Genomic DNA, 19,684 nt, shown 5'->3' on the forward strand with positions numbered 1-19,684 from the left:
CTCATCCCGCTCCCGCTCTCCCAAGGAGGAACCCGCACATGCACTCCGCGGCTCCGGCCGGAGCCATCCGCCGGCTTGCGGCCCTCGCCCGGCACGGCGACCTCAGCGCCTACGCACGCCAGATCCAGCGCCTCGGCGGCTGCGAGCGGCCCGTCCGTATGGAGGGCTACCGGCTCGACGTCCACTCCGGTACGGGTGAGATCGTCCGGGAGATCGCCGACCGCGACCTACCGGCCGGGCAGCTCCTCATCCGGTGCAACAACCGCCGCGCCACCCGGTGCGCCTCCTGCGCCGAGGTGTACCGCAGGGACACCTTTCACCTGGTCACGGCCGGTCTGAGCGGCGGCAAGGGCATCGGCCCGTCCGTCGCCCGGCACCCGCGCGTCTTCGTCACCTTCACCGCCCCGTCCTTCGGCCCCGTTCACAACCGCCCCGGCGGCGGCCGGTGCCGCTGCGGACGCCTCCACGCCGAGAACGACCCCGCCCTCGGCACACCCCTAACCCCGGACCGGTACGACTACCGCGCGGCCGTCCTGTGGAACGCGCACGCCGGGGCCCTGTGGGGCCGCTTCACCACCTACCTGCGCCAGCAGCTCGCCTCCCGCGCGGGCCTCAGCCGCTCGGCGCTGCGCCACCGCCTCAAGGTCTCGTACGCCAAGGTCGCCGAGTATCAGCGGCGCGGCGCCGTCCACTTCCACGCCGTCATCCGCCTCGACGGCCCCGACGGCGCCGAGGACGCCCCGCCGGCCTGGGCCACGACCGAACTGCTCACCGACGCGATCCGTACGGCGGCCCGGCTCGCCGAGGCACCCGGCCCCGTCCTCGACGGCCACGCGTACGCCTTCCGCTTCGGCGAACAGCTCGACATCCGCCCCATCCGCTCGGCCGACTTCGTGGGCACCTCGGAACTGTCCAGCCGCGCCGTGGCCGCCTACATCGCCAAGTACGCCACCAAGGGCGCCGAAACCGCGGGCACCCTCGACCGGCCCATCCGCAACCCGATCACGGACCTGATCGGCTCCGGCGTCACCGACCACGCCCGGCGCATGATCCTCACCTGCTGGCACCTCGGCGCCCTGCCCGAACTCGAAGACCTACGCCTGCGCAAGTGGGCCCACATGCTCGGCTTCCGCGGCCACTTCTCCACCAAGTCGCGCGCCTACTCCGTCACCCTCGGCGCCCTCCGCCAGGAACGCGCCGACCACAACGAAGCCGTGACCCGCGAACGCGCGGCCGACGCGGGCCACCCGCTGCCCGATCCGGACTCCGTCCTCGTCCTCTCCCACTGGCGCTTCGCCGGCACCGGCCTGACCGCCGCAGAAACCTGGCTCGCCACCTCTCGCCAACCCACCTCCGAAACGGAAGGAGAACCGACCCGTGCGTGACGACGAACTGCTCACCGTGCCGGACGTGATGGAGCGGCTGAAGGTCGGCCGGTCCACGGTCTACGACCTGATCCGCTCCCGCCGTCTGCCCTCGATCACCATCGGTCGCTGCCGCCGCATCCCCGCGCGGGCCGTCCGCGAGTACATCGTCAATGAACTGGAGGCGGCGGCCTGATGGCCCAGCAGCGCAAGCGCAACCCCAACGGCGCCGGCACCATCACCAAGCGCAAGGACGGCCGTTTCCAGTGCGCGGTGTACGTGCTCCAGCCGGATGGCACCCGCGCCCGCAAGTTCGCCTACGGCAAGACCTGGGCCGAGTGCGACGCCAAGCGCCGTGAGCTCCTCGACAAGGTCGACAGCGGCATCCCCGTGCCGACGCGTTCGGCGAAGCTCGCCGACTGGCTGCCGTACTGGCTGGAGAACGTCATCAAGCCCCGGCGGAAGCGGACCACTTATGCGAAGTACGAGACGCACGTCCGGCTCTACTTGGTACCCATGCTCGGCACCAAGCGCCTGGAGTCCCTCGGTGTCGCCGACGTCCGGCGCTTCCTCGTCCACATGGAGCACAGGACGACCGCAGCAACTGCCAAGGAGTCCCACCGTGTACTGCGGACGGCTCTGACGGCTGCCTGCCGCGAGGAGTTGATCATGCGCAATGTCGCGACGCTGGTGGAACCACCCTCCGTGGAGGCCCGGGACCTGTCGCCCTGGTCGCTGGACGAGACGCTGGACTTCCTTGCCGCTGCCCGGACCGATCCGCTCTACGCGGCCTTCGTCATCGCCATCGCTCTCGGCTTCCGACGCGGTGAGATCGTCGGGCTCCGCTGGGAGAACGTCGACCTGGACCGGCGCGAGATCCGCGTCCGCACCCAGCGGCAGCGTGTCGGCGGAGAGACGTACGAGGACGATCCCAAGGGGCGCCGCCGGAAGCAGACGCTTCCCCTGCCCGCAATCTGTATCGCTCCGTTGCGGTGGCAGCGTCTCCGCCAGGCGGCCATGCGCGAGAAGGCCGGCACCGCCTGGGAGGAAACGGGATACGTCTTCACCACCCGGACCGGTCGGCCGATCGAGCCCAGGAACCTGTACCGGTCGTTCACCCGCGTCGCCCGGTCTGCCGGCCTTCGGGTGATCCGGCTGCACGATGCCCGGCACGGCTGCGCCACCCTGCTCACCGCGGCTGGGGTGGCTCCCCGCGTGGTGATGGAGATCCTTGGGCACAGCCAGATCGCGGTGACCATGAACGTGTACACGCACGTCGTGCAGGACACGCAGCGTGAGGCGGTCAGCCACATGGACCGGCTGCTCAGGAGGCGTCCCGGCCGCCAGTGACCACGGCCGTTGATGTCAGGTACGGATGTCAAAGACCCCCAGCCATGATCGGCTGGGGGTCTTCGTGCTGGTGGGCGCGGACGGTTTCGAACCGCCGACATCTGCTTTGTAAGAGCAGCGCTCTACCCCTGAGCTACGCACCCGTGGAGTGAGGCAACAGCGTACATCGCGCACGGGTGGAGTTCGCAAACGTTGCGGGGGCTGGCCCCACCCCCGGGCGGTGGGTTGCGGGATCGTGGGCGGGTGGGGGGCGGTCGTACGGTGGGGGCCTTGGCAGCGTTCGTTTCCGGGGGAGTCTTCGTGGTAGCGCACCGTGTTCGTCGTCGTACCGTCCAGGTGTTGCTGGCGGGGTGTCTCGTGGTCGGGGGCGCCGGGGTCGCCGGGTGCGGGGGTGTGGACGTGGCGGGGGCGCCGGTGGAGCGGAAGGTGTTCCCGTTCGACGGGTCGACGCTGACCGTGGACGCCGGGGACTCCGACGTGGAGCTGGTCCCGGCCGACGTGGCGGACGTCGAGGTGGCCCGGCAGGTCGACGGGTGGGTCGTCGCCGGGAACGGGCCCGACGCGAGTTGGAGCCTGGAGGACGGGACGCTCACCCTGCGCGTCCGGTGCGAGGCGCTGGTCGAGAACTGCGGCGCCCGCCACGAGGTGCGGGTGCCGCGCGGCGTGGCCGTCACGCTGCGGGGCGACAACGGCACCGTCACCGCCGACGGCTTCACCGCCGCGCTGACGCTGCGCACCGACAACGGCGACCTCGCCGTGCGGGACGCCCGGGGGCCGCTCGACCTGTCCAGCGACAACGGCACTCTGCGCGTCGAGGGCGCCGCGTCGAAGACGGTCACCGCCCGTAGCGAGAACGGTGACGTGCACCTCGCCCTGCGCGCCGCGCCCGAGCGGGTCGAGGCGCGCAGCGAGAACGGCGGCGTCGTCGTGGAGCTGCCGGCGGGCTCCGGGCCGTACGCCGTGGACGCCGGCAGCGGCAACGGCGACGTCCGCGCCGACCTGCCCCGGGACCCGGCGAGCGCCCGCTCCGTCACCGCGCGCAGCGAGAACGGCGACGTGACGGTCCGCACGGCGAACTGATCCGCTCTCCCGTTCGTCGTACCTGGTGGGAGAATGAACCGGGTCGGTTCGGACACGCGCGGTACGGGGAGCGGATGTGACGGGGACAGGCACACGGCGGTACGCGAACGATGTGCTGGCCCTCGTGCTGCTGCCCCTGCCGCTGCTGGTCGCCGCCTCGGCGGCGAGCTTCGCCGGCGGCGGAGCGGGCGGTACGCGGCGCTGGTTCGGCGGCGGGCGCGCCGAGAGCCAGCGGGCCGACGCGCAGGCCGCGAAGGACGACGCGGCGGACGCGTTCTACGAGCTGGACACCGCGCAGCGGGGCCTGCGGATCTCCGTCGAGACGATCGCCGCCGTGGACTCCTCGCCCGCCGCGCGGCGGGTCGCCGACGACTTCGCCGCGCTGGGGCGGCGCATCGACGAGGTCAGCCACGCCTACATCCAGGCCGTGGACAGCTACGACCTCGACCGGGACGACCTGGAGGGTTCCGTCGCGGTGCGCGCCCGCGCCGACCTGACCCGCGCCAAGGAGGAGCTGGTCCGGGTCAAGGGTGAGCTGGAGCGGTTCGAGCAGGGGCTCGCGCCGCTCCTCGGCACGGCCGAGACGCAGCTGGCGCGGCTGGCCCCGGCGGTCGAGCGGGCGCGTGCCGCGCTGCGCGCCGCGGGTGGCGCCCTGGACGGCGTACGCGGGCGGGGGCTGCGCGCCGACGACGCGGCGGCCCGTCTCGCCGCGCTCGCGCCCGAGCTGTCCCGGCTCAACGAGGGCGCCGGCAGGCACGGCGTCGCGGAGACCCTGGAGCGCGCCGACCGGGTGCTGCGGGAGGCGGAGGCGGTACGGGCGGAGGTCGAGCGGCTGCCGGAGCGGGCCGCCGAGACGGACCGGCGCCTGGTGTCGCTGCGGACGCGCGCGGAGGCCCTGGCGCACCGGGCCGCCTCGGTGGAGCCGGTACTGAGCGAGTTGCGCCGCCGTTACAGCGCGGCGTGCTGGCAGGACCTCCAGGCGGTGCCCGCGCAGGCCGCGGAGGGCGTGGGGCGGGCGCAGGCGAAGCTCGCCGAGGCGGCGCGGGCGCGGGAGGAGCAGCGCTGGCCCGACGCGACGGCCCTGCTGGGCACGGTACGGGCACTGCTCAACAGCACCGACGAGGCCGTGTCCGCCGCCGGTGACCGGTTGCGGCGGCTCGACGCCGTGTCGAAGGACCCGCAGCGGGAGATCGAGCGGACCCGGTTCGCGATCCGCGACGCGCAGCGGCTCGCGATGGAGGGGCGCCACACGCCGGATCCCCGGCACGCCGGGCCGCTCGACGACGCGGTCGCCCGTCTGGAGCGGGCCGTCGGCGGGCTGGAGGAGCGGCACCCCGACTACTGGCACTTCCTGATCGAGACGGACGCGGTACGGGCCTCGGCGGCGCGGGTCGTGGAGCGGATCCGGGAGGAGCGGGGCGGGGGCGCGGGGGGCGCCGGGAGCTGAGGGCGGGGGCTCTGCGTGACCGGGCTTCCGGGGGCGGGCCCGGCCAGGACGGGTCTGGCCGGTGCGGGCCCGGCCAAGGCGTGCCCGGCCAGGATGGGCCTGGCCAAGGCCGTGCCCGCCAGCGGCACAGTTCGGCCCGGGTGGGCGGCCGGCCCGGGTGGGCGTTCGGCTCCCTTGTCGTCCGGTCGGCAGGCCGGGCCGTACCGCCCGGCTGCTCGGCGCCTCGCCGTAGGACCGGGGCGTTCGGGCGGCTCCGCCGGTGCCGGTGTGCGTCCCGCGGCCGTGCCGGTGCCGGGGTCCGGCCGATAACCTGTGCCCATGCCTCGCTACGAGTACCGCTGCCGCACCTGCGGAGACACCTTCGAACTGAGCCGCCCCATGGCGGAGTCCTCCGCCCCCGCCGACTGCCCCGCCGGGCACGGCGACACGGTCAAGCTGCTGTCGACGGTCGCGGTCGGCGGTACGGCGGCGTCCGCACCCGCCCGCCCCGCCGGCGGCGGTGGCGGCGGCGGGTGCTGCGGGGGCGGCTGCTGCGGCTGACGGGCCGGGCCCGCCGGCGCCGGCGGGGCCCCGGGGCGGCGCCCCGCCGTGGCGCCGGAACGGCGCGGCGGCGTCAGGCCGCCGCGTGGACCGCGCGGGCCGCCGCGAGAAAGCGGCGCAGGATCTCCTCCCCCGCCGCGACGCCCCGGTCGGCGAGCACCTCGACGTTCGCGGCGTGCCAGCCGGTGTCCGCCAGCTCGCCGTGGCCCGGCCGCCACGCGCGGTCGGCGGCGAGCAGCAGGTCCGCGTCGAGGAGCGAGTCGCCCGCCGCGAGCACCGTGGCGGCCCCGGTGCGGCGGGCCACCTCCCGTACCGCGGCGCTCTTCGTCAGCGGCTTCGGCACGGCGTACACCTTCCGGCCCTGGAGGGAGACCGTCCAGCCGCGGCCCTCCGCCCAGCCGGCCAGCTCCGCGAGCCAGGCGTCCGGCAGCAGGGCACGCTCCACGACGAGGTACGCGAACAGGTCCTCCGCGACGCGCTCCTTGAGGAGCCAGGCGGGGTCGGCGGTGGCGAGCAGGTGCGCCCGCACCTCCTCCAGCGGGGCGCACTCGTCGGCGAGGCGGGCCGCGACGGCCGCCCGCCAGCGCGGGTCGGACTCGCCGTCGACGAGCAGGTGGCCGCCGTTGGCGCAGATGGCGTACCGGGGCGCCGGCCCGGGCAGGCGGACGCGCCGGTACTGCTCGCGGGTGCGGGTGGTGACGGGCATGAACGCGGCGGCGCGGGCGAGGTCGCCCAGCAGCCCGGCGGCCGTCTCGGTGACGTACGACAGCGGTTTGCCCTGGTACACCTCGACGCACAGCAGCCGGGGGGCCTGCGCGTCGGGGCCGGTGAGGGCGAGTGCCGCCGCCGAGTAGATCAGCGTGCGGTCGAGGTCGCTGGCGACCAGCGCGGGCGTGGGGCCGCTCACGGCGCGGTCACCGCCGCCCGGCCGTCGGCGCCGGTCGCGCCCCGCGTGTACCGGGGGTGGATCAGCCCGACGCAGGTGTAGGGCAGGCCGTCGACCTCCTCCACCGGTACGCCGCGCTGCTCGGCGAGCAGCCGTACGTGGTCCAGGTCGGGGCCCGCGCCGCGCCGGGCGAGGATCTTCCACGGGACGCGGCGCAGCAGGACGCGGGTGGTCTCGCCGACGCCGGGCTTCACGAGGTTGACGTCGTGGATGCCGTACTCCTCGCTGATCCGCTCGACGGCCGCCCACCCCTCCCAGGTGGGGTCCCGGTCGGTGGCGAGGAGCCGGGCGGCGTCCGCGGCGACCGCCTCGGCGACCTCGTCGAAGCGGTCCGACACCGCGTCGAGGAACTCCGCGGAGACGTCCGCATCCGCCAGCTCCCGGTAGTACTTGGCGCCGTGGTAGTCGTCGGGGCCGACGAGGTCGGCGCGCAGGACGGTGCGTGACACGAGGCCGGAGACGGTGGAGTTGAGGCAGGCGGAGGGGATCAGGAAGTCCTCGCGGGTGCCGTGGGTGCGGACGCACGAGCCGGGGTCGGCGAGGACGGCGATCTCCGGGTCGAAGTCCGGGAAGTCGCCGAGGGCCGCCGCCAGCTCGCGGGTGATGGCGCCCTTGCCGGTCCAGCCGTCGACGAAGACGACGTCCCGCGGGTCGTGGTGGGCGCGCAGCCAGCGCAGCGCGTTGGTGTCGATGCCGCGGCCGCGCACGATGGAGACGGCGTAGTGCGGCACGTCCAGCCCGTGGCGGTGGAGGGCCCAGCGGCGCATCAGCACGCCGACGGGGGTGCCGGCCCGCGCGAGGGAGACCAGGACCGGGCTCGGGGACCGCTCGGCGAGCACGGACTCGGTGACCGCGCCCACCGCGCGGGCGATCCGGGCGGCGGAGCCGTCGAGGGCGGCGCGGAACAGCTTCTGGTACCGGTCGCTGGGCTGGTACTCGACGGGCAGGGACTCGGCGTAGTGGGCGCCGCCGCTCTGGATGGCCTCCTCGCGCTCCTCGGTGGGGGCTTCCAGCTCCACGTCCGACAGGTCCTGGAGGAGCCAGCCGACCTCGTCGGGGGCGTAGGAGGAGAACGCGGGTCCGCGCAGGGGGTCGGGCAGCATGCCCGCTCCTTCCGGTACGTACGAGGGGACGGCGGCGAGCACGACGCGCGGTACGTGCGCGGTGAGCTGCGCGAGCAGGCCGCCCGGGGCGTGCAGCGGCGGGGTGTCGCCGGTCGAGTCGACGACGAGGGCGACGGCGTCGAAACCGGCGCCCGCGACGTTGTAGGCGTAGCGGTCGCCCGGCCCGTCGGCGGGGTCGTCGTGGGCGGGGAAGACCAGGCGGGTGCGGATGGCGTAGCCGGGGTCGTCCACCGCGAGGACGGGCGAGCGGGTCGTGGTCGAGAACCGCACGTCGGCCCGGGGGGCGAGCTCTTCCAGGGCGGAGGCGAGGGCGAGGGGCGCGTACATCAACTCCTCGCTGCCGAGGACGAGGACGCGGGGACGGCGGTGCCCGGGCGTTCCGGGCGCGGGCGCTTCGGGCGCGGGCGTTCCGGGCGCGGGCGCTTCGGGCGCGGGCGCTTCGGGCGCGGGCGCTTCGGGCGCGGGCGCTTCGGGCGCGGGCGCTTCGGTGAGGGGCAGGTCGAGGGCTGTGGCCAGGCGGGCCGCCATCGCCGGGAGCGCCGCGTCGAGGCGGGCCCGGTGGGCGGGGGTGAAGCCGTGGCGGCCGCCGTCGGGGAGCCCCGTCGGCCAGCCGAGGTCGACCCGCCGTACGGTGCCCGGGTCGCCGCAGGCCGCGGGCGCGGGCGCGGTGTGGGCGGCGACGAGGGCGCGGCCCTTATCCAGGACGCCGTCGGGCAGCCGTACCGTCCCCTCGGCGAGCGCGACCAGGTCGACGCGGGCGCCGATCTCCGCGGCGAACTCCGCCAGCCGGCCCTGGTCCTCGTCGGAGCGCATGTCGACGAGCGCCACGACGACGTACCGCTCGCGCGGGTACCGATCGTGGAGCGCCCGCACGGTGTTGAGCACGGTGTTGCCGGTCGAGAACTCGTCGTCCACCAGCACCAGCGGGCCCGGGCCGGCGAGCAGCTCGGGCTCCTCGGGGAGGAGGAGGTGGGAGGTGTGGTGGGAGTGCGACTCCTCGAAGCCGGCGGCCCGCGCCACGCCGGGCACGGGCCGGCGCGTGGAGTGCAGGTACGGGGCGTGCGCCAGCCCGTCGGCGACGCAGTGGCCGAGGCCGGTCGCCGTCTCCGCGTACCCGACGACCACCGCCCGGCGCGCCTCGGCCTCGCCCAGCAGCGCCCGGACGCGGCGCCCCAGCTCGTGGCCGGTGCCCCGGACCACCGCCGGGCTCTGCGGCACGTGCTTGCCGAGCACCGACGAGACGAGGAGGTGCGCCCGCTTGGGGTTCTCCCGCAGGGCGAGCCCCAGCAGGCCGCGCAGGTCGCCGTCGTCGCCCCTGCGTGCGGAGAGTCCCACGCCGAGCCGTTCGGCGACCCATGTACCGGTCCACACCGCGCTGTGAATGACGTGCCTCTTCTCTCCGGAGTGCTGGTGGCCGTTGGCCGGCCGGGGCGGTGCGACGCCGCTCACGGTACCTCCAGGCCTGCGGCGAGCAGCTCGACGAACCCCACGTCCGCCTTGGCGACGCCGAACACCTCGGCGCGCTGGAGGGTCCGCTGCGCCCAGGCGCGGTGCGGCTTCACCTCGTTCATCTTGTTCGTGTAAGCGGAGCGCATGACCCCGCCGCCGGTCCGTTCCGGGCGCAGGATGTCCCGGGCGTCGCTGTACTCCTCGTGGCTCACGACGGACAGGGCGTGCACCGGCTGCACGTGCGAGGGGTGGATGCAGGTCTTGCCGAGCAGGCCGTTGGCCCGGTCGAGCTCGATCTCCCGCAGCAGCCCGTCCAGGTCGTGCTGGATGAGCGCCGTGCGCAGGGCGTCGGCGCGGCCCTGGGTGAAGGGGCTGCGGCGCAGCATCGGCTTGAACATCCGCTCCTGGAGGCGGAAGTACTCCCACACCGGTCCGGTGATGGTGAAGCCGGAGCCGTCCGCGCGGCCGAGGACGTTGACGACGTCCGCGATGACGTGCGCGACGACCTGCACGTCGTAGGCGGTCATGTCGGGGGTGCGGCGCAGCCCGTACGCGGAGCAGAAGTCGGTCACGCCGAGCCGGAGCGCGAGGACCCGCTCGCGGTACGCGGTGACGGAGCGGGCTATCCCGGCGAGGGTGTCGGCGCGGGTCTCCAGGTGGAGGAGGTCGGGCGACTCCAGGACCGGCATCGCGTACAGCGGCCGGCCGCCGAGGGCGTCCGCCGTGCCGGGCTCCTTCTCGGCCGCCGCGATGGCCTCCAGGAAGGGTGTGCCGCGTTTCTCGGTGAACTTCGGCAGTACGAATCCGGACAGCAGCCGTACCGCCGGGCCGAGTCGGCGGGCGAGGTCCGGTATCTGCTCGGGCTCGCGGACGCGGACGAAGAGCAGCGGCGGCTCGCCCGGCCGCGCGGCCAGGTCGGTGAACTGGCGGACGAGGTTGGCCTCGGCGTCCTCGACCTCGGCGTCGGCGATGGAGTCCTCCAGGCAGACCACCATGGACACCACGCCCCGTCCGACCTGCTTCTTCACGTCGTCGGCGAGCGCGGGTCGGGTGGCGGGGCTGTAGAGGGTGGCGCCGAGGGCGGCCGCCAGGACACGGGCCGGTGACCCGCTGTCGAAGGCGCAGGGCTCCCGGTGGAACAGCCCGGCCCGAGCAGCAGGCGAGATGTGCCCGAAATGACGCATGCGGTGTCCCCGTACTGCTGTGGTGTTCTGCCGTGGTGTTCTGCCGAGCGGCGTTGCTGACATGTGGCCGGTAATAGTACGTAAGGACAAGTGTCGCCGGTTCCCCGCCGATGTGAACGCCGGGCGACGTCACGGCGTCCCCCGGGTGTCGCGGCACGGGGCGCGCTCCGCGCCGCCGCGGGGTGCCCGCCTCGGCGCGGTGCGGGGCGCGCCATGCCGGGGAACGGCCCCCGCGTTGTCCCCCGGGCGGGTGGCCAGGCAGGATGACGGGCATGACGCACGAGATGCCGAAGGGCTCGAACGTCCCGCTCGACGCCGCGGCCGTACGGGCCGTACTGTGCTGGACCCCTGGCCCGGAGGTCCCCGACGTGGACGCCTCGGCCCTGCTGCTCGGCCCGGACGGGCGGGTGCGTTCCGACGAGGACTTCGTCTTCTACAACCAGCCGCGGCACCCGTCGGGGCTGGTGCGGCGCCTGCCGAAGAAGCGGGTGGAGGACGGGCTCACCGACACGGTCGAGGCGGACCTCGCGACGCTCGACCCGTCCGTGGACCAGGTGGTGATCGCGGCGTCCTCGGACGGTGCCTCGTTCGATCACGTCCCGGACCTGCGGATCCTCCTCTTCGACGCGGCGGCGGGCGAGGGCGCCGAGGCGCTGGCGTCGTTCCGCGTGCGGCCGGAGACGGGCGAGGAGACGGCGATCATCTGCGGCGAGGTGTACCGCCGCGGGGAGGGCTGGAAGTTCCGCGCGGTCGGGCAGGGTTATCCGACCGGTCTGATCGGGCTGGCCACGGCGTTCGGCATCTCCGTCGAGGAGGACGAGAGCGGAGGCGAGGGCGCGGCAGGCGCGGGCGGGGACGCGGCGGAGGGGGCCGGGGAGCCTCACGCGTCGGACGCGTCGGGGCCGGCGGCCGACTCGGAGCAGGGCGGCGCGGCCGGTTCGCCGGCCCCGCGAGCCGACCCGGACGACGCCACACAGGCCATCCCCGCCCCGCCGCGGCCTGCCGGGCCGCCCGCGGCGCCCGGCACGACCGGGGCGCCCGGCACGACCGGGGCGGCCGGGTCGTCCGCCGCGGCGCCGGCCGGGGGCGTGCCCGGGTTCCCCGGTGCCACCGGGGCGCCCGCGCTGGGTGTCGTACCGCCGCCGCCCCCCGTGCCGCCCGCGTACGGCTACCCGCAGCCCGGCGCGGCCCAGCCGGCGTACGGGTACCCGCAGCCCGGCGCGGGGCCGGCCTACGGCTACCCGCACCCGGCTGCCCCCGGGACGCACCCGGCGGGCCCGGGGGGCCACCCGGCCCCGGGGGCGTACCCGGCCCCGGGGGCCGGGGCGCCCGTACCGGACCCGGACTTCCGGCTGCCGCCCATGGGGCCGCAGTTCCAGCGCGTCTGACGTCCGGCGCCGCGGGCGGCCGCGCGGGGCCGTCAGGACTTGCCGGCCTTGAAGCCGCGGCCCCACTGCATGCCCCAGCCGTACATCCGGTCCAGCTCGCCCTGGAAGCCGTAGACGAACTTCACCTCCCGGCGCACCACCAGCTCGCCCTTGACGTTCTCCAGCAGGAAGACCGCGCAGGAGCGGGCCTCGGGGGCGCGCTCGTCGAGTTCGATCTCGATCCGGGGGCCGTTGCTCGGGTAGAGCGTCATGGTGGCGTGGGTGCGGTCGAAGGCGGGCGTCTGGTCGTAGATGTAGACGAAGAACAGCAGCCGCTTGATGTCGTCGCGGTGATCGAGGTTGACGAAGATCGTCTCGCCGGAGGGTGAGCCGAACCGGTCGTCGCCGCTCAGCTTCACGTACGGCGGGTCGTTGAGGTCGCCGAAGAAGCCGCCGAGGGGCTGGACGACGCCCTTCGCGCCGTTGCTCAGCTCGTACAGGCACCCGATGTCGAGGTCGACGGTGGCCACGCCCTGCGTGTGGGCCTGGACGGGTTCGGGCTGGAAGAACCGCAGCGGGTGCCGCAGCAGCCGGCCGCTGCGCCGGGACCGGCCGTCGAGGTCGGATGTGCGCATCTTCCAGGAGAGGTTGACGCGCAGGTTGCCGGTGGCGGCGCCCTGTTTGGTGAGCGAGACCGACGGGCGGCGCCGCGTGAGGTCGATCGCGTTGGTGACGGCGCTGCCCGAGTCGAACTGCGCCGCCCTGTTCGGTACCAGGTTGTCCCAGAAGGCCATGCCCCACCCCCACGGTGTACGGATACGCACGCGGGGCGGCCGGGAGCACCCGGCCGCCCCGCTGACAAGCGTTCCGCATCGCCGGGGTGGTCACACCCCGGTCTCATGCAGTGGTCGTCACACTCCGGACGGGACCCCGGGCTTCTCCCCGGCCCCCTCCGCCGCGGCCAGCTGCTTGTTGCGGCGGACCGAGGACAGGAAGGAGGCGGCGATGAGGAAGACGCCGATGAGGCCCGTGATGATCTCGTTGATCTCGTAGCGGATGGTGATCAGCAGGAGCGCGGCGAGGGCGCCGATGGCGTAGTGCGCGCCGTGCTCCAGGAAGACGTAGTCGTCCAGCGTGCCCTGGCGGACCAGGTAGACGGTGAGCGACCGGACGTACATGGCGCCGATGCCGAGGCCGAGCGCCATCCAGAAGATGTGGTTCGTGATGGCGAAGGCGCCGATGACACCGTCGAAGGAGAACGACGCGTCGAGGACCTCCAGGTACAGGAAGAGGAAGAAGGCCGCCTTGCCGGCCAGGCCGACCGCGGAGACCGGCTTGCCCTCGCGCTTGGCCTGCTCCTCCTCCTCGTGCTCGCGTTCCTCCTCGTCCTCCAGCTTGTTCTCGAAGTAGCCGGAGAGGCCGCCGACGACCAGGTACGTGATCAGGCCGGCGACGCCGGAGAGCAGCACCGTGGCCGACTTGTCGGCGTGCCCGGCGCTGGTGTGGGCTTGGGTGGCGAAGGTGATGGCGGTGAGCAGCAGGACGATCAGCGCGACGCAGACCGACAGCATGTCGACCTTGCCGAGCTTGGCGAGCGGGCGCTCCAGCCAGGCCAGCCACTTGTGCTCGCGCTCCTCGAAGATGAAGTCGAGGAAGATCATCAGCAGGAACATGCCGCCGAAGGCGGCGATGGCGGCATGTGCGTCGGTGACGAGCGCCTCGTACTGCTTCGGCTGGTCCATCGCCAGCTGAACGGCCTCGATGGGGCCGACCTTGGCGCTGATCGCGACGATGACGACCGGGAAGACCAGTCGCATGCCGAACACCGCGATCAGGATGCCGATCGTCAGGAAGATCTTCTGCCAGAAGGCGTTCATCTTCTTGAGGATTCCGGCGTTGACGACCGCGTTGTCGAACGACAGGGAGATCTCGAGGATCGACAGGATCAGTACGATCCCGAATGCCTCCCACCCCCACTGCCAGGCGGCGAATGCGAGGCCGAGCGCCGTGACGGCGAACGACCAGCCGAAGGTTTTCAGAACCACTGACTACCCAATCGTGTTGGGGGTCCCCCCGGGCGAGCCCTGCGGGAGGGGCTCCTCCACGCCGAGTACGCCGGGTCGTGAACGAACCCTGAGACGAGCTTTAGGAAACATTGACCCCGAAGTCTAGAGCGATGCCCCGGAGGCCGGACGCATACCCCTGGCCCACGGCTCGGAACTTCCATTCGCCACCGTAGCGGTAGAGCTCGCCGAAGATCATCGCGGTCTCCGTCGAGGCGTCCTCGCTGAGGTCGTAGCGCGCGAGCTCCTGGCCGTCGGCCTGGTTGACGACCCGGATGAAAGCGTTGCTGACCTGGCCGAACGTCTGGCCGCGGTTGTCCGCCTCGTGGATGGAGACCGGGAAGACGATCTTGTCGCAGTGGAGCGGCACCTGGCTGAGGTCGACGATGAGCGACTCGTCGTCGCCGTCGCCCTCGCCAGTGAGGTTGTCACCGGTGTGCTGTACGGATCCCTCGGGGCTGACGAGGTTGTTGTAGAAGATGAACCACTCGTCGCCGAGGACCCTGCCGGACTGGCAGAGCAGCGCGCTGGCGTCGAGGTCGAAGGGCGCTCCTGTGGTGGAGCGCGCGTCCCAGCCGAGTCCGACCAGTACCTGCGTCAGATTGGGTGCGGCCTTGGAGAGGGAGACGTTGCCTCCCTTGGCGAGCGTGACGCCCATGACGATGATCCTCCCCGGTGACGTACTGCGTGTGGTGCGTCGTGTGCCGCGCGGTGCCCGTGTGCCGCGCGATGTGTGTACAGGGGCGGGTCCGGCGCCGCACCCGGTGGTGCGGCGCCGGACGGAGCTCCGGTACGGCTCAGACGTTCACGCCGAAGTCCTGCGCGATGCCGCGCAGGCCGGAGGCGTAGCCCTGGCCGATGGCGCGGAACTTCCACTCCGCGCCGTGGCGGTACAGCTCGCCGAAGACCATCGCGGTCTCCGTCGAGGCGTCCTCGCTCAGGTCGTAGCGGGCCAGCTCGTCGTTGTTCGCCTGGTTCACGACGCGGATGAAGGCGTTGCGCACCTGGCCGAAGGACTGCTGGCGGTTCTCGGCCTCGTAGATCGAGACCGGGAAGACGATCTTGTCGACGTCGGCGGGCACCGACGCGAGGTTGACCTTGATCTGCTCGTCGTCACCCTCGCCCTCACCCGTGAGGTTGTCACCGGTGTGCTCGACGGAGCCGTCGGGGCTCTTCAGGTTGTTGAAGAAGACGAAGTTGCCGTCGACGGCGACCTTGCCCTGGTCGTTCAGCAGCAGAGCGCTCGCGTCCAGGTCGAAGTCCGTACCGGTGGTGGTGCGGACGTCCCAGCCGAGGCCGACCGTGATCGCGGTCAGATTCGGCGCGGCCTTGGTCAGCGAGACGTTCCCGCCCTTGCTGAGGCTGACTCCCACGAGTCCCTCCATTGGTTTTCAGGGGCAGCGCCCCCGTCGTGCGTTGGCATCGGATCAACGAGTGGATCCTAGTGACCGGTTCCCGTCGTGAGCAGGGCTTTGGACCGACGGATCGGCGGTGTCGGGCGCGCCCGCGGACGATCACGCGGCCGCGGGGGCCCCGGCCGTCACGATGGTCGCTTGCCGCCCCACGGGCCCCGTCGGCCCTCAGAGCTCGCCGAGGGCCTTGATGTAGTCGTCGATGTCCCTGGCGTCCGGCAGGGCGTTGACGACGGTCCAGCGCACGACGCCGTCCTTGTCGATGATGAAGGTGCCGCGGACCGCGCAGCCCTTCTCCTCGTCGAAGACGCCGTACTCCCGGGAGACCTCGCCGTGCGGCCAGAAGTCCGACAGCAGCGGGTACTCCAGGCCCTCCTGCTCGGCGAAGACGCGCAGGGTGTGGATGGAGTCGTTGGAGACGGCGAGCAGCTGCGTGTCCTCGTTGACGAAGCGCGGCAGCTGGTCGCGGAGCGCGCAGAGCTCGCCGGTGCAGACGCCGGTGAAGGCGAACGGGTAGAAGAGGAGCACGACGTTCTTCTCGCCGCGGAAGTCGCCGAGACGCACGGTGCGCCCGTGGTTGTCCTTCAGTTCGAAGTCCGGGGCCTTCGTGCCGACCTCGATCGCCATGTGAACGCATCCCTTCGGTGGGCGGATCGCTGGAGACCCACCCTACGCAACAAGGCCCCCGCCGATCGCTCGGCGGGGGCCCCTCGGCTGTGGGAGCCGGCGGTCAGCGCTTGGACTTCGCCGCCTTCGGGCTGACCAGGCGGGTGCCGACCCAGTCCTTGCCCGCGTTGATGCTCCGGGTCTGCGACAGGCCGGCGGTCTGCGCGGCCTCGTTGATGTCGCTGGGCTCGATGTAGCCGTCACGACCGGTCTTGGGCGTCATCAGCCAGATCTGGCCGCCCTCCTCGATCAGGCCGATGGCGTCGACCAGTGCGTCCGTGAGGTCGCCGTCGTCGTCGCGGAACCACAGCACCACGGCGTCTGCGACGTCGTCGTAGTCCTCGTCGACGAGTTCCTGGCCGATGACAGCCTCGATGTCCTCACGGAGCTCCTGCTCGACATCGTCGTCGTAGCCGATCTCCTGGACCACCTGTCCGGGCTCGAACCCCAGCCTTGCGGCTGGGTTGGTCCGCTCCTCCGCGTGGTCCGCGGTCGCGCTCACGGCTTGCCTCCTGATCATGGGTGAAGAATTCTCGGGCCGCGCGCGTGCGCGTGGCATTGGGCGTAGTCCACACGTGCCGGACGGATCGCGCAAGTACCCGGCGACCTAGACCGCCGAAACGGTGACTTTTGGGGCCGTCCTGCCGCAACTCCGGGTACCCGTCCTCTCCGCCTTCTGACACGCACCACACCTCTTGACCCACTTTAGGGGCTTGTATGACCTCGCTGCCCCTCGGGGGCGCGCACGGTGGCGGCGCCCGGCACCCCGCCGCCCGTGGGGGCGGCCGGAGGGCGCGGGTTACCCCAGGGTAGAGATGACGGGCGCGCCCTCGGGGTAGACGATGGTGGCGACGCCGACCGCAGAGCCGAGACCCCGACCGCAACCCACCCCTCACGGCATCCCCCGTGACCACCTCGAACAGCGAAGGAACAGCGTGGCTTCCGGATCCGATCGCAACCCGATCATCATTGGCGGCCTTCCCAGCCAGGTCCCGGACTTCGATCCGGAAGAGACCCAGGAATGGCTCGACTCCCTCGACGCCGCCGTCGACGAGCGGGGGCGAGAGCGGGCTCGCTACCTCATGCTCCGGCTGATCGAGCGCGCCCGCGAGAAGCGCGTGGCCGTGCCCGAGATGCGCAGCTCGGACTACGTCAACACGATCGCCACCAAGGACGAGCCGTTCTTCCCCGGCAACGAGGAGATCGAACGCCGGATCCTCAACGCCACGCGGTGGAACGCTGCCGTCATGGTCTCCCGCGCGCAGCGCCCCGGCATCGGCGTCGGCGGGCACATCGCCACCTTCGCCTCCTCGGCGTCCCTGTACGACGTGGGCTTCAACCACTTCTTCCGGGGCAAGGACGAGGGCGACGGCGGCGACCAGATCTTCTTCCAGGGGCACGCCTCGCCCGGCATCTACGCCCGGGCGTTCCTGCTGGACCGGTTGAGCGAGCCCCAGCTGGACGGCTTCCGCCAGGAGCGGTCGAAGTACCCGGACGGCCTGTCGTCGTATCCGCACCCCAGGCTGATGCCGGACTTCTGGGAGTTCCCGACCGTCTCCATGGGCCTGGGCCCGCTGGGGGCGATCTACCAGGCGCGGATGAACCGCTACATGGAGGCGCGCGGCATCGCCGACACGTCCCGGTCGCACGTGTGGGCGTTCCTCGGCGACGGCGAGATGGACGAGCCGGAGTCGCTGGGCCAGCTCACCATCGCCGCCCGCGAGGGGCTGGACAACCTCACCTTCGTCGTCAACTGCAACCTCCAGCGCCTGGACGGCCCGGTCCGGGGCAACGGCAAGATCATCCAGGAGCTGGAGTCGGTCTTCCGCGGCGCCGGCTGGAACGTGATCAAGCTGATCTGGGACCGCTCCTGGGACCCGCTGCTGGCGCTGGACCGGGACGGCACCCTGGTCAACAAGATGAACACGACGCCCGACGGGCAGTTCCAGACGTACGCCACCGAGACCGGCGCGTACATCCGGGAGCACTTCTTCGGCGACGACCACCGGCTGCGCGCGATGGTCGAGGGGATGAGCGACCAGCAGCTGCTGCACCTGGGGCGCGGCGGCCACGACCACCGGAAGATCTACGCGGCGTACGCGGCGGCCAAGGCCCACAAGGGCCAGCCGACGGTGATCCTGGCGCAGACGGTCAAGGGCTGGACCCTCGGTCCGAACTTCGAGGGCCGCAACGCCACCCACCAGATGAAGAAGCTGACGGTGGACGACCTCAAGCGGTTCCGCGACCGGCTGCACCTGCCGATCCCGGACAGCCGGCTGGACTCCGGCCTCCCGCCGTACTTCCACCCGGGGCGCGACTCGGAGGAGATCCAGTACATGCACGACCGCCGCAAGGCGCTGGGCGGGTACGTCCCGACCCGAGTCGTGCGGTCCGAGCCGTTGCCGCTGCCGCAGGACGAGACGTACGCGGCGGTGAAGAAGGGGTCCGGTCAGCAGTCCATCGCCACGACGATGGCGTTCGTACGGCTGCTGAAGGACCTGATGCGGGACAAGGGGATCGGCAAGCGGTTCGTGCTGATCGCTCCGGACGAGTACCGCACCTTCGGCATGGACTCGTTCTTCCCGAGCGCCAAGATCTACAACCCGCTGGGCCAGCAGTACGAGGCGGTCGACCGGGAGCTGCTGCTCGCGTACAAGGAGTCGCCGACGGGCCAGATGCTGCACGACGGCATCTCCGAGGCCGGCTGCACCGCCTCGCTGATCGCCGCCGGCTCCGCCTACGCGACGCACGGCGAGCCGCTCATCCCGGTCTACGTCTTCTACTCGATGTTCGGCTTCCAGCGGACCGGTGACCAGTTCTGGCAGATGGCCGACCAGCTCGCGCGCGGTTTCGTCCTGGGCGCGACCGCCGGGCGCACGACACTGACCGGTGAGGGTCTGCAGCACGCGGACGGCCACTCCCAGCTCCTGGCGTCGACGAACCCGGCGTGCGTCGCGTACGACCCGGCGTTCGGGTTCGAGATCGCGCACATCGTGCAGGACGGGTTGCGGCGGATGTACGGCTCGTCGGAGGAGCACCCGCACGGCGAGGACGTCTTCTACTACCTGACCGTCTACAACGAGCCGATCCAGCACCCGGCGGAGCCGGCCGACGTGGATGTGGAGGGCATCCTCAAGGGCATCCACCGGTTCCGCGCCGGGGAGGCCGGGGAGATCCCGGCGCAGATCATGGCGTCCGGCGTGGCGGTGCCCTGGGCCGTGGAGGCCCAGCGCATCCTCGCCGAGGAATGGAACGTCCGCGCGGACGTGTGGTCGGCGACGTCCTGGAACGAGCTGCGCCGCGACGCGGTGGAGGCCGAGGAGTACAACCTCCTGCACCCGGAGGAGGAGGCCCGCGTCCCCTTCGTGACGCGGAAGCTCTCGAACGCGGAGGGACCGTTCGTGGCCGTGTCCGACTGGATGCGGTCGGTTCCCGACCAGATCTCCCGGTGGGTGCCCGGCCCGTACACCTCGCTGGGGGCGGACGGCTTCGGCTTCGCCGACACCCGTGGCGCGGCCCGCCGCTACTTCCACATCGACGCGCAGTCGATCGTGCTGGCGGTGCTCACGGAGCTGGCCCGGCAGGGCAAGGTGGACCGCTCGGCGCTGAAGCAGGCGGTGGACCGCTACCAGCTGCTCGACGTGTCGGCAGCCGATCCGGGCCCGGCGGGCGGCGACGCCTAGCAGGCGGTA

At 72.6% G+C, this 19,684-nt stretch carries 17 protein-coding genes and 1 tRNA gene; 8 read left to right on the forward strand and 10 right to left on the reverse strand.

All coding sequences use genetic code 11. From position 1 onward, the window contains the following. Nucleotides 1–38: 38 nt before the first annotated feature. From LPA54_RS14240 to LPA54_RS14250, 3 genes are read left to right on the forward strand one after another with little or no spacing between them, the layout of a single operon-like run. Complete coding sequence (locus LPA54_RS14240; RefSeq protein ID WP_228977449.1) at nucleotides 39–1,385, forward strand: replication initiator; 1,347 nt, start codon at nucleotides 39–41, stop codon at nucleotides 1,383–1,385. Continuing rightward, nucleotides 1,378–1,560, forward strand: a complete 183-nt coding sequence (locus tag LPA54_RS14245; protein ID WP_228977451.1) for a helix-turn-helix domain-containing protein — start codon at nucleotides 1,378–1,380, stop codon at nucleotides 1,558–1,560. The genes LPA54_RS14240 and LPA54_RS14245 overlap by 8 nt, the downstream gene beginning before the upstream one ends. Next, nucleotides 1,560–2,714 carry a site-specific integrase gene (locus LPA54_RS14250; RefSeq protein WP_228977453.1) on the forward strand — a complete coding sequence of 385 codons (1,155 nt, stop codon included), beginning with the start codon at nucleotides 1,560–1,562 and terminating at the stop codon, nucleotides 2,712–2,714. Before LPA54_RS14245 ends, LPA54_RS14250 begins: the two co-directional genes overlap by 1 nt. 68 nt (nucleotides 2,715–2,782) lie before the next feature. On the opposite strand, the gene LPA54_RS14255 is transcribed toward LPA54_RS14250, so the two are convergent. Beyond that, a tRNA-Val gene (locus LPA54_RS14255) sits at nucleotides 2,783–2,857 on the reverse strand. A gap of 157 nt (nucleotides 2,858–3,014) precedes the next feature. On the opposite strand from LPA54_RS14255, the gene LPA54_RS14260 reads away from it, so the two are divergent. From LPA54_RS14260 to LPA54_RS14270, 3 genes are all read left to right on the forward strand, one after another. Further along, a complete protein-coding gene (locus LPA54_RS14260; protein WP_228977454.1) occupies nucleotides 3,015–3,794 on the forward strand; it encodes a DUF4097 family beta strand repeat-containing protein in 780 nt (259 codons plus the stop codon). A 76-nt stretch (nucleotides 3,795–3,870) separates the two neighbouring features. Next, the gene (locus LPA54_RS14265; protein ID WP_228977457.1) at nucleotides 3,871–5,241 is read left to right on the forward strand and encodes a hypothetical protein; all 1,371 of its coding nucleotides are present in this window, start codon (nucleotides 3,871–3,873) and stop codon (nucleotides 5,239–5,241) included. Nucleotides 5,242–5,559: 318 nt separating this feature from the next. Continuing rightward, nucleotides 5,560–5,781, forward strand: a complete 222-nt coding sequence (locus LPA54_RS14270; RefSeq protein WP_228977459.1) for a zinc ribbon domain-containing protein — start codon at nucleotides 5,560–5,562, stop codon at nucleotides 5,779–5,781. Between the two features lie 73 nt (nucleotides 5,782–5,854). Here LPA54_RS14270 and LPA54_RS14275 read toward each other — a convergent pair whose 3' ends face one another. The 3 genes from LPA54_RS14275 to LPA54_RS14285 form a co-directional block, all read right to left on the reverse strand. Next, complete coding sequence (locus tag LPA54_RS14275; protein WP_228977461.1) at nucleotides 5,855–6,688, reverse strand: HAD family hydrolase; 834 nt, start codon at nucleotides 6,686–6,688, stop codon at nucleotides 5,855–5,857. After that, nucleotides 6,685–9,222 carry a phosphoribosyltransferase gene (locus LPA54_RS14280; protein WP_228977636.1) on the reverse strand — a complete coding sequence of 846 codons (2,538 nt, stop codon included), beginning with the start codon at nucleotides 9,220–9,222 and terminating at the stop codon, nucleotides 6,685–6,687. The genes LPA54_RS14275 and LPA54_RS14280 overlap by 4 nt, the downstream gene beginning before the upstream one ends. Nucleotides 9,223–9,296: 74 nt before the next feature. Further along, nucleotides 9,297–10,484 (reverse strand): HpcH/HpaI aldolase/citrate lyase family protein, encoded by a 1,188-nt coding sequence (locus LPA54_RS14285; protein ID WP_228977463.1) that lies wholly within the window; start codon nucleotides 10,482–10,484, stop codon nucleotides 9,297–9,299. A 272-nt stretch (nucleotides 10,485–10,756) separates the two neighbouring features. On the opposite strand from LPA54_RS14285, the gene LPA54_RS14290 reads away from it, so the two are divergent. Further along, complete coding sequence (locus tag LPA54_RS14290) at nucleotides 10,757–11,872, forward strand: TerD family protein (RefSeq protein WP_228977464.1); 1,116 nt, start codon at nucleotides 10,757–10,759, stop codon at nucleotides 11,870–11,872. A gap of 32 nt (nucleotides 11,873–11,904) precedes the next feature. Here LPA54_RS14290 and LPA54_RS14295 read toward each other — a convergent pair whose 3' ends face one another. From LPA54_RS14295 to LPA54_RS14320, 6 genes are all read right to left on the reverse strand, one after another. After that, entirely contained in the window at nucleotides 11,905–12,645 is a 741-nt protein-coding gene (locus LPA54_RS14295) for a Tellurium resistance (RefSeq protein ID WP_228977468.1), read from the reverse strand. 117 nt (nucleotides 12,646–12,762) lie between these two features. Beyond that, a complete protein-coding gene (locus tag LPA54_RS14300) occupies nucleotides 12,763–13,896 on the reverse strand; it encodes a DUF475 domain-containing protein (protein WP_228977470.1) in 1,134 nt (377 codons plus the stop codon). Between the two features lie 100 nt (nucleotides 13,897–13,996). After that, a complete protein-coding gene (locus tag LPA54_RS14305; protein ID WP_058944896.1) occupies nucleotides 13,997–14,572 on the reverse strand; it encodes a TerD family protein in 576 nt (191 codons plus the stop codon). Nucleotides 14,573–14,711: 139 nt separating this feature from the next. Then, nucleotides 14,712–15,287 carry a TerD family protein gene (locus LPA54_RS14310; protein ID WP_228977472.1) on the reverse strand — a complete coding sequence of 192 codons (576 nt, stop codon included), beginning with the start codon at nucleotides 15,285–15,287 and terminating at the stop codon, nucleotides 14,712–14,714. 207 nt (nucleotides 15,288–15,494) lie between these two features. Further along, complete coding sequence (locus LPA54_RS14315) at nucleotides 15,495–15,953, reverse strand: peroxiredoxin (protein ID WP_228977474.1); 459 nt, start codon at nucleotides 15,951–15,953, stop codon at nucleotides 15,495–15,497. 103 nt (nucleotides 15,954–16,056) lie between these two features. Beyond that, nucleotides 16,057–16,494 (reverse strand): DUF3052 domain-containing protein, encoded by a 438-nt coding sequence (locus LPA54_RS14320; RefSeq protein WP_058944894.1) that lies wholly within the window; start codon nucleotides 16,492–16,494, stop codon nucleotides 16,057–16,059. Nucleotides 16,495–16,927: 433 nt separating this feature from the next. Between LPA54_RS14320 and aceE the strand changes: the two genes are divergently transcribed. Next, the gene (aceE, locus tag LPA54_RS14325; protein ID WP_228977476.1) at nucleotides 16,928–19,675 is read left to right on the forward strand and encodes a pyruvate dehydrogenase (acetyl-transferring), homodimeric type; all 2,748 of its coding nucleotides are present in this window, start codon (nucleotides 16,928–16,930) and stop codon (nucleotides 19,673–19,675) included. The last annotated feature ends 9 nt before the right edge of the window (nucleotides 19,676–19,684 follow it).

The sequence above is a fragment of the Streptomyces sp. DH12 genome, assembly GCF_020873895.1.
Classification (GTDB): Bacteria; Actinomycetota; Actinomycetes; order Streptomycetales; family Streptomycetaceae; genus Streptomyces.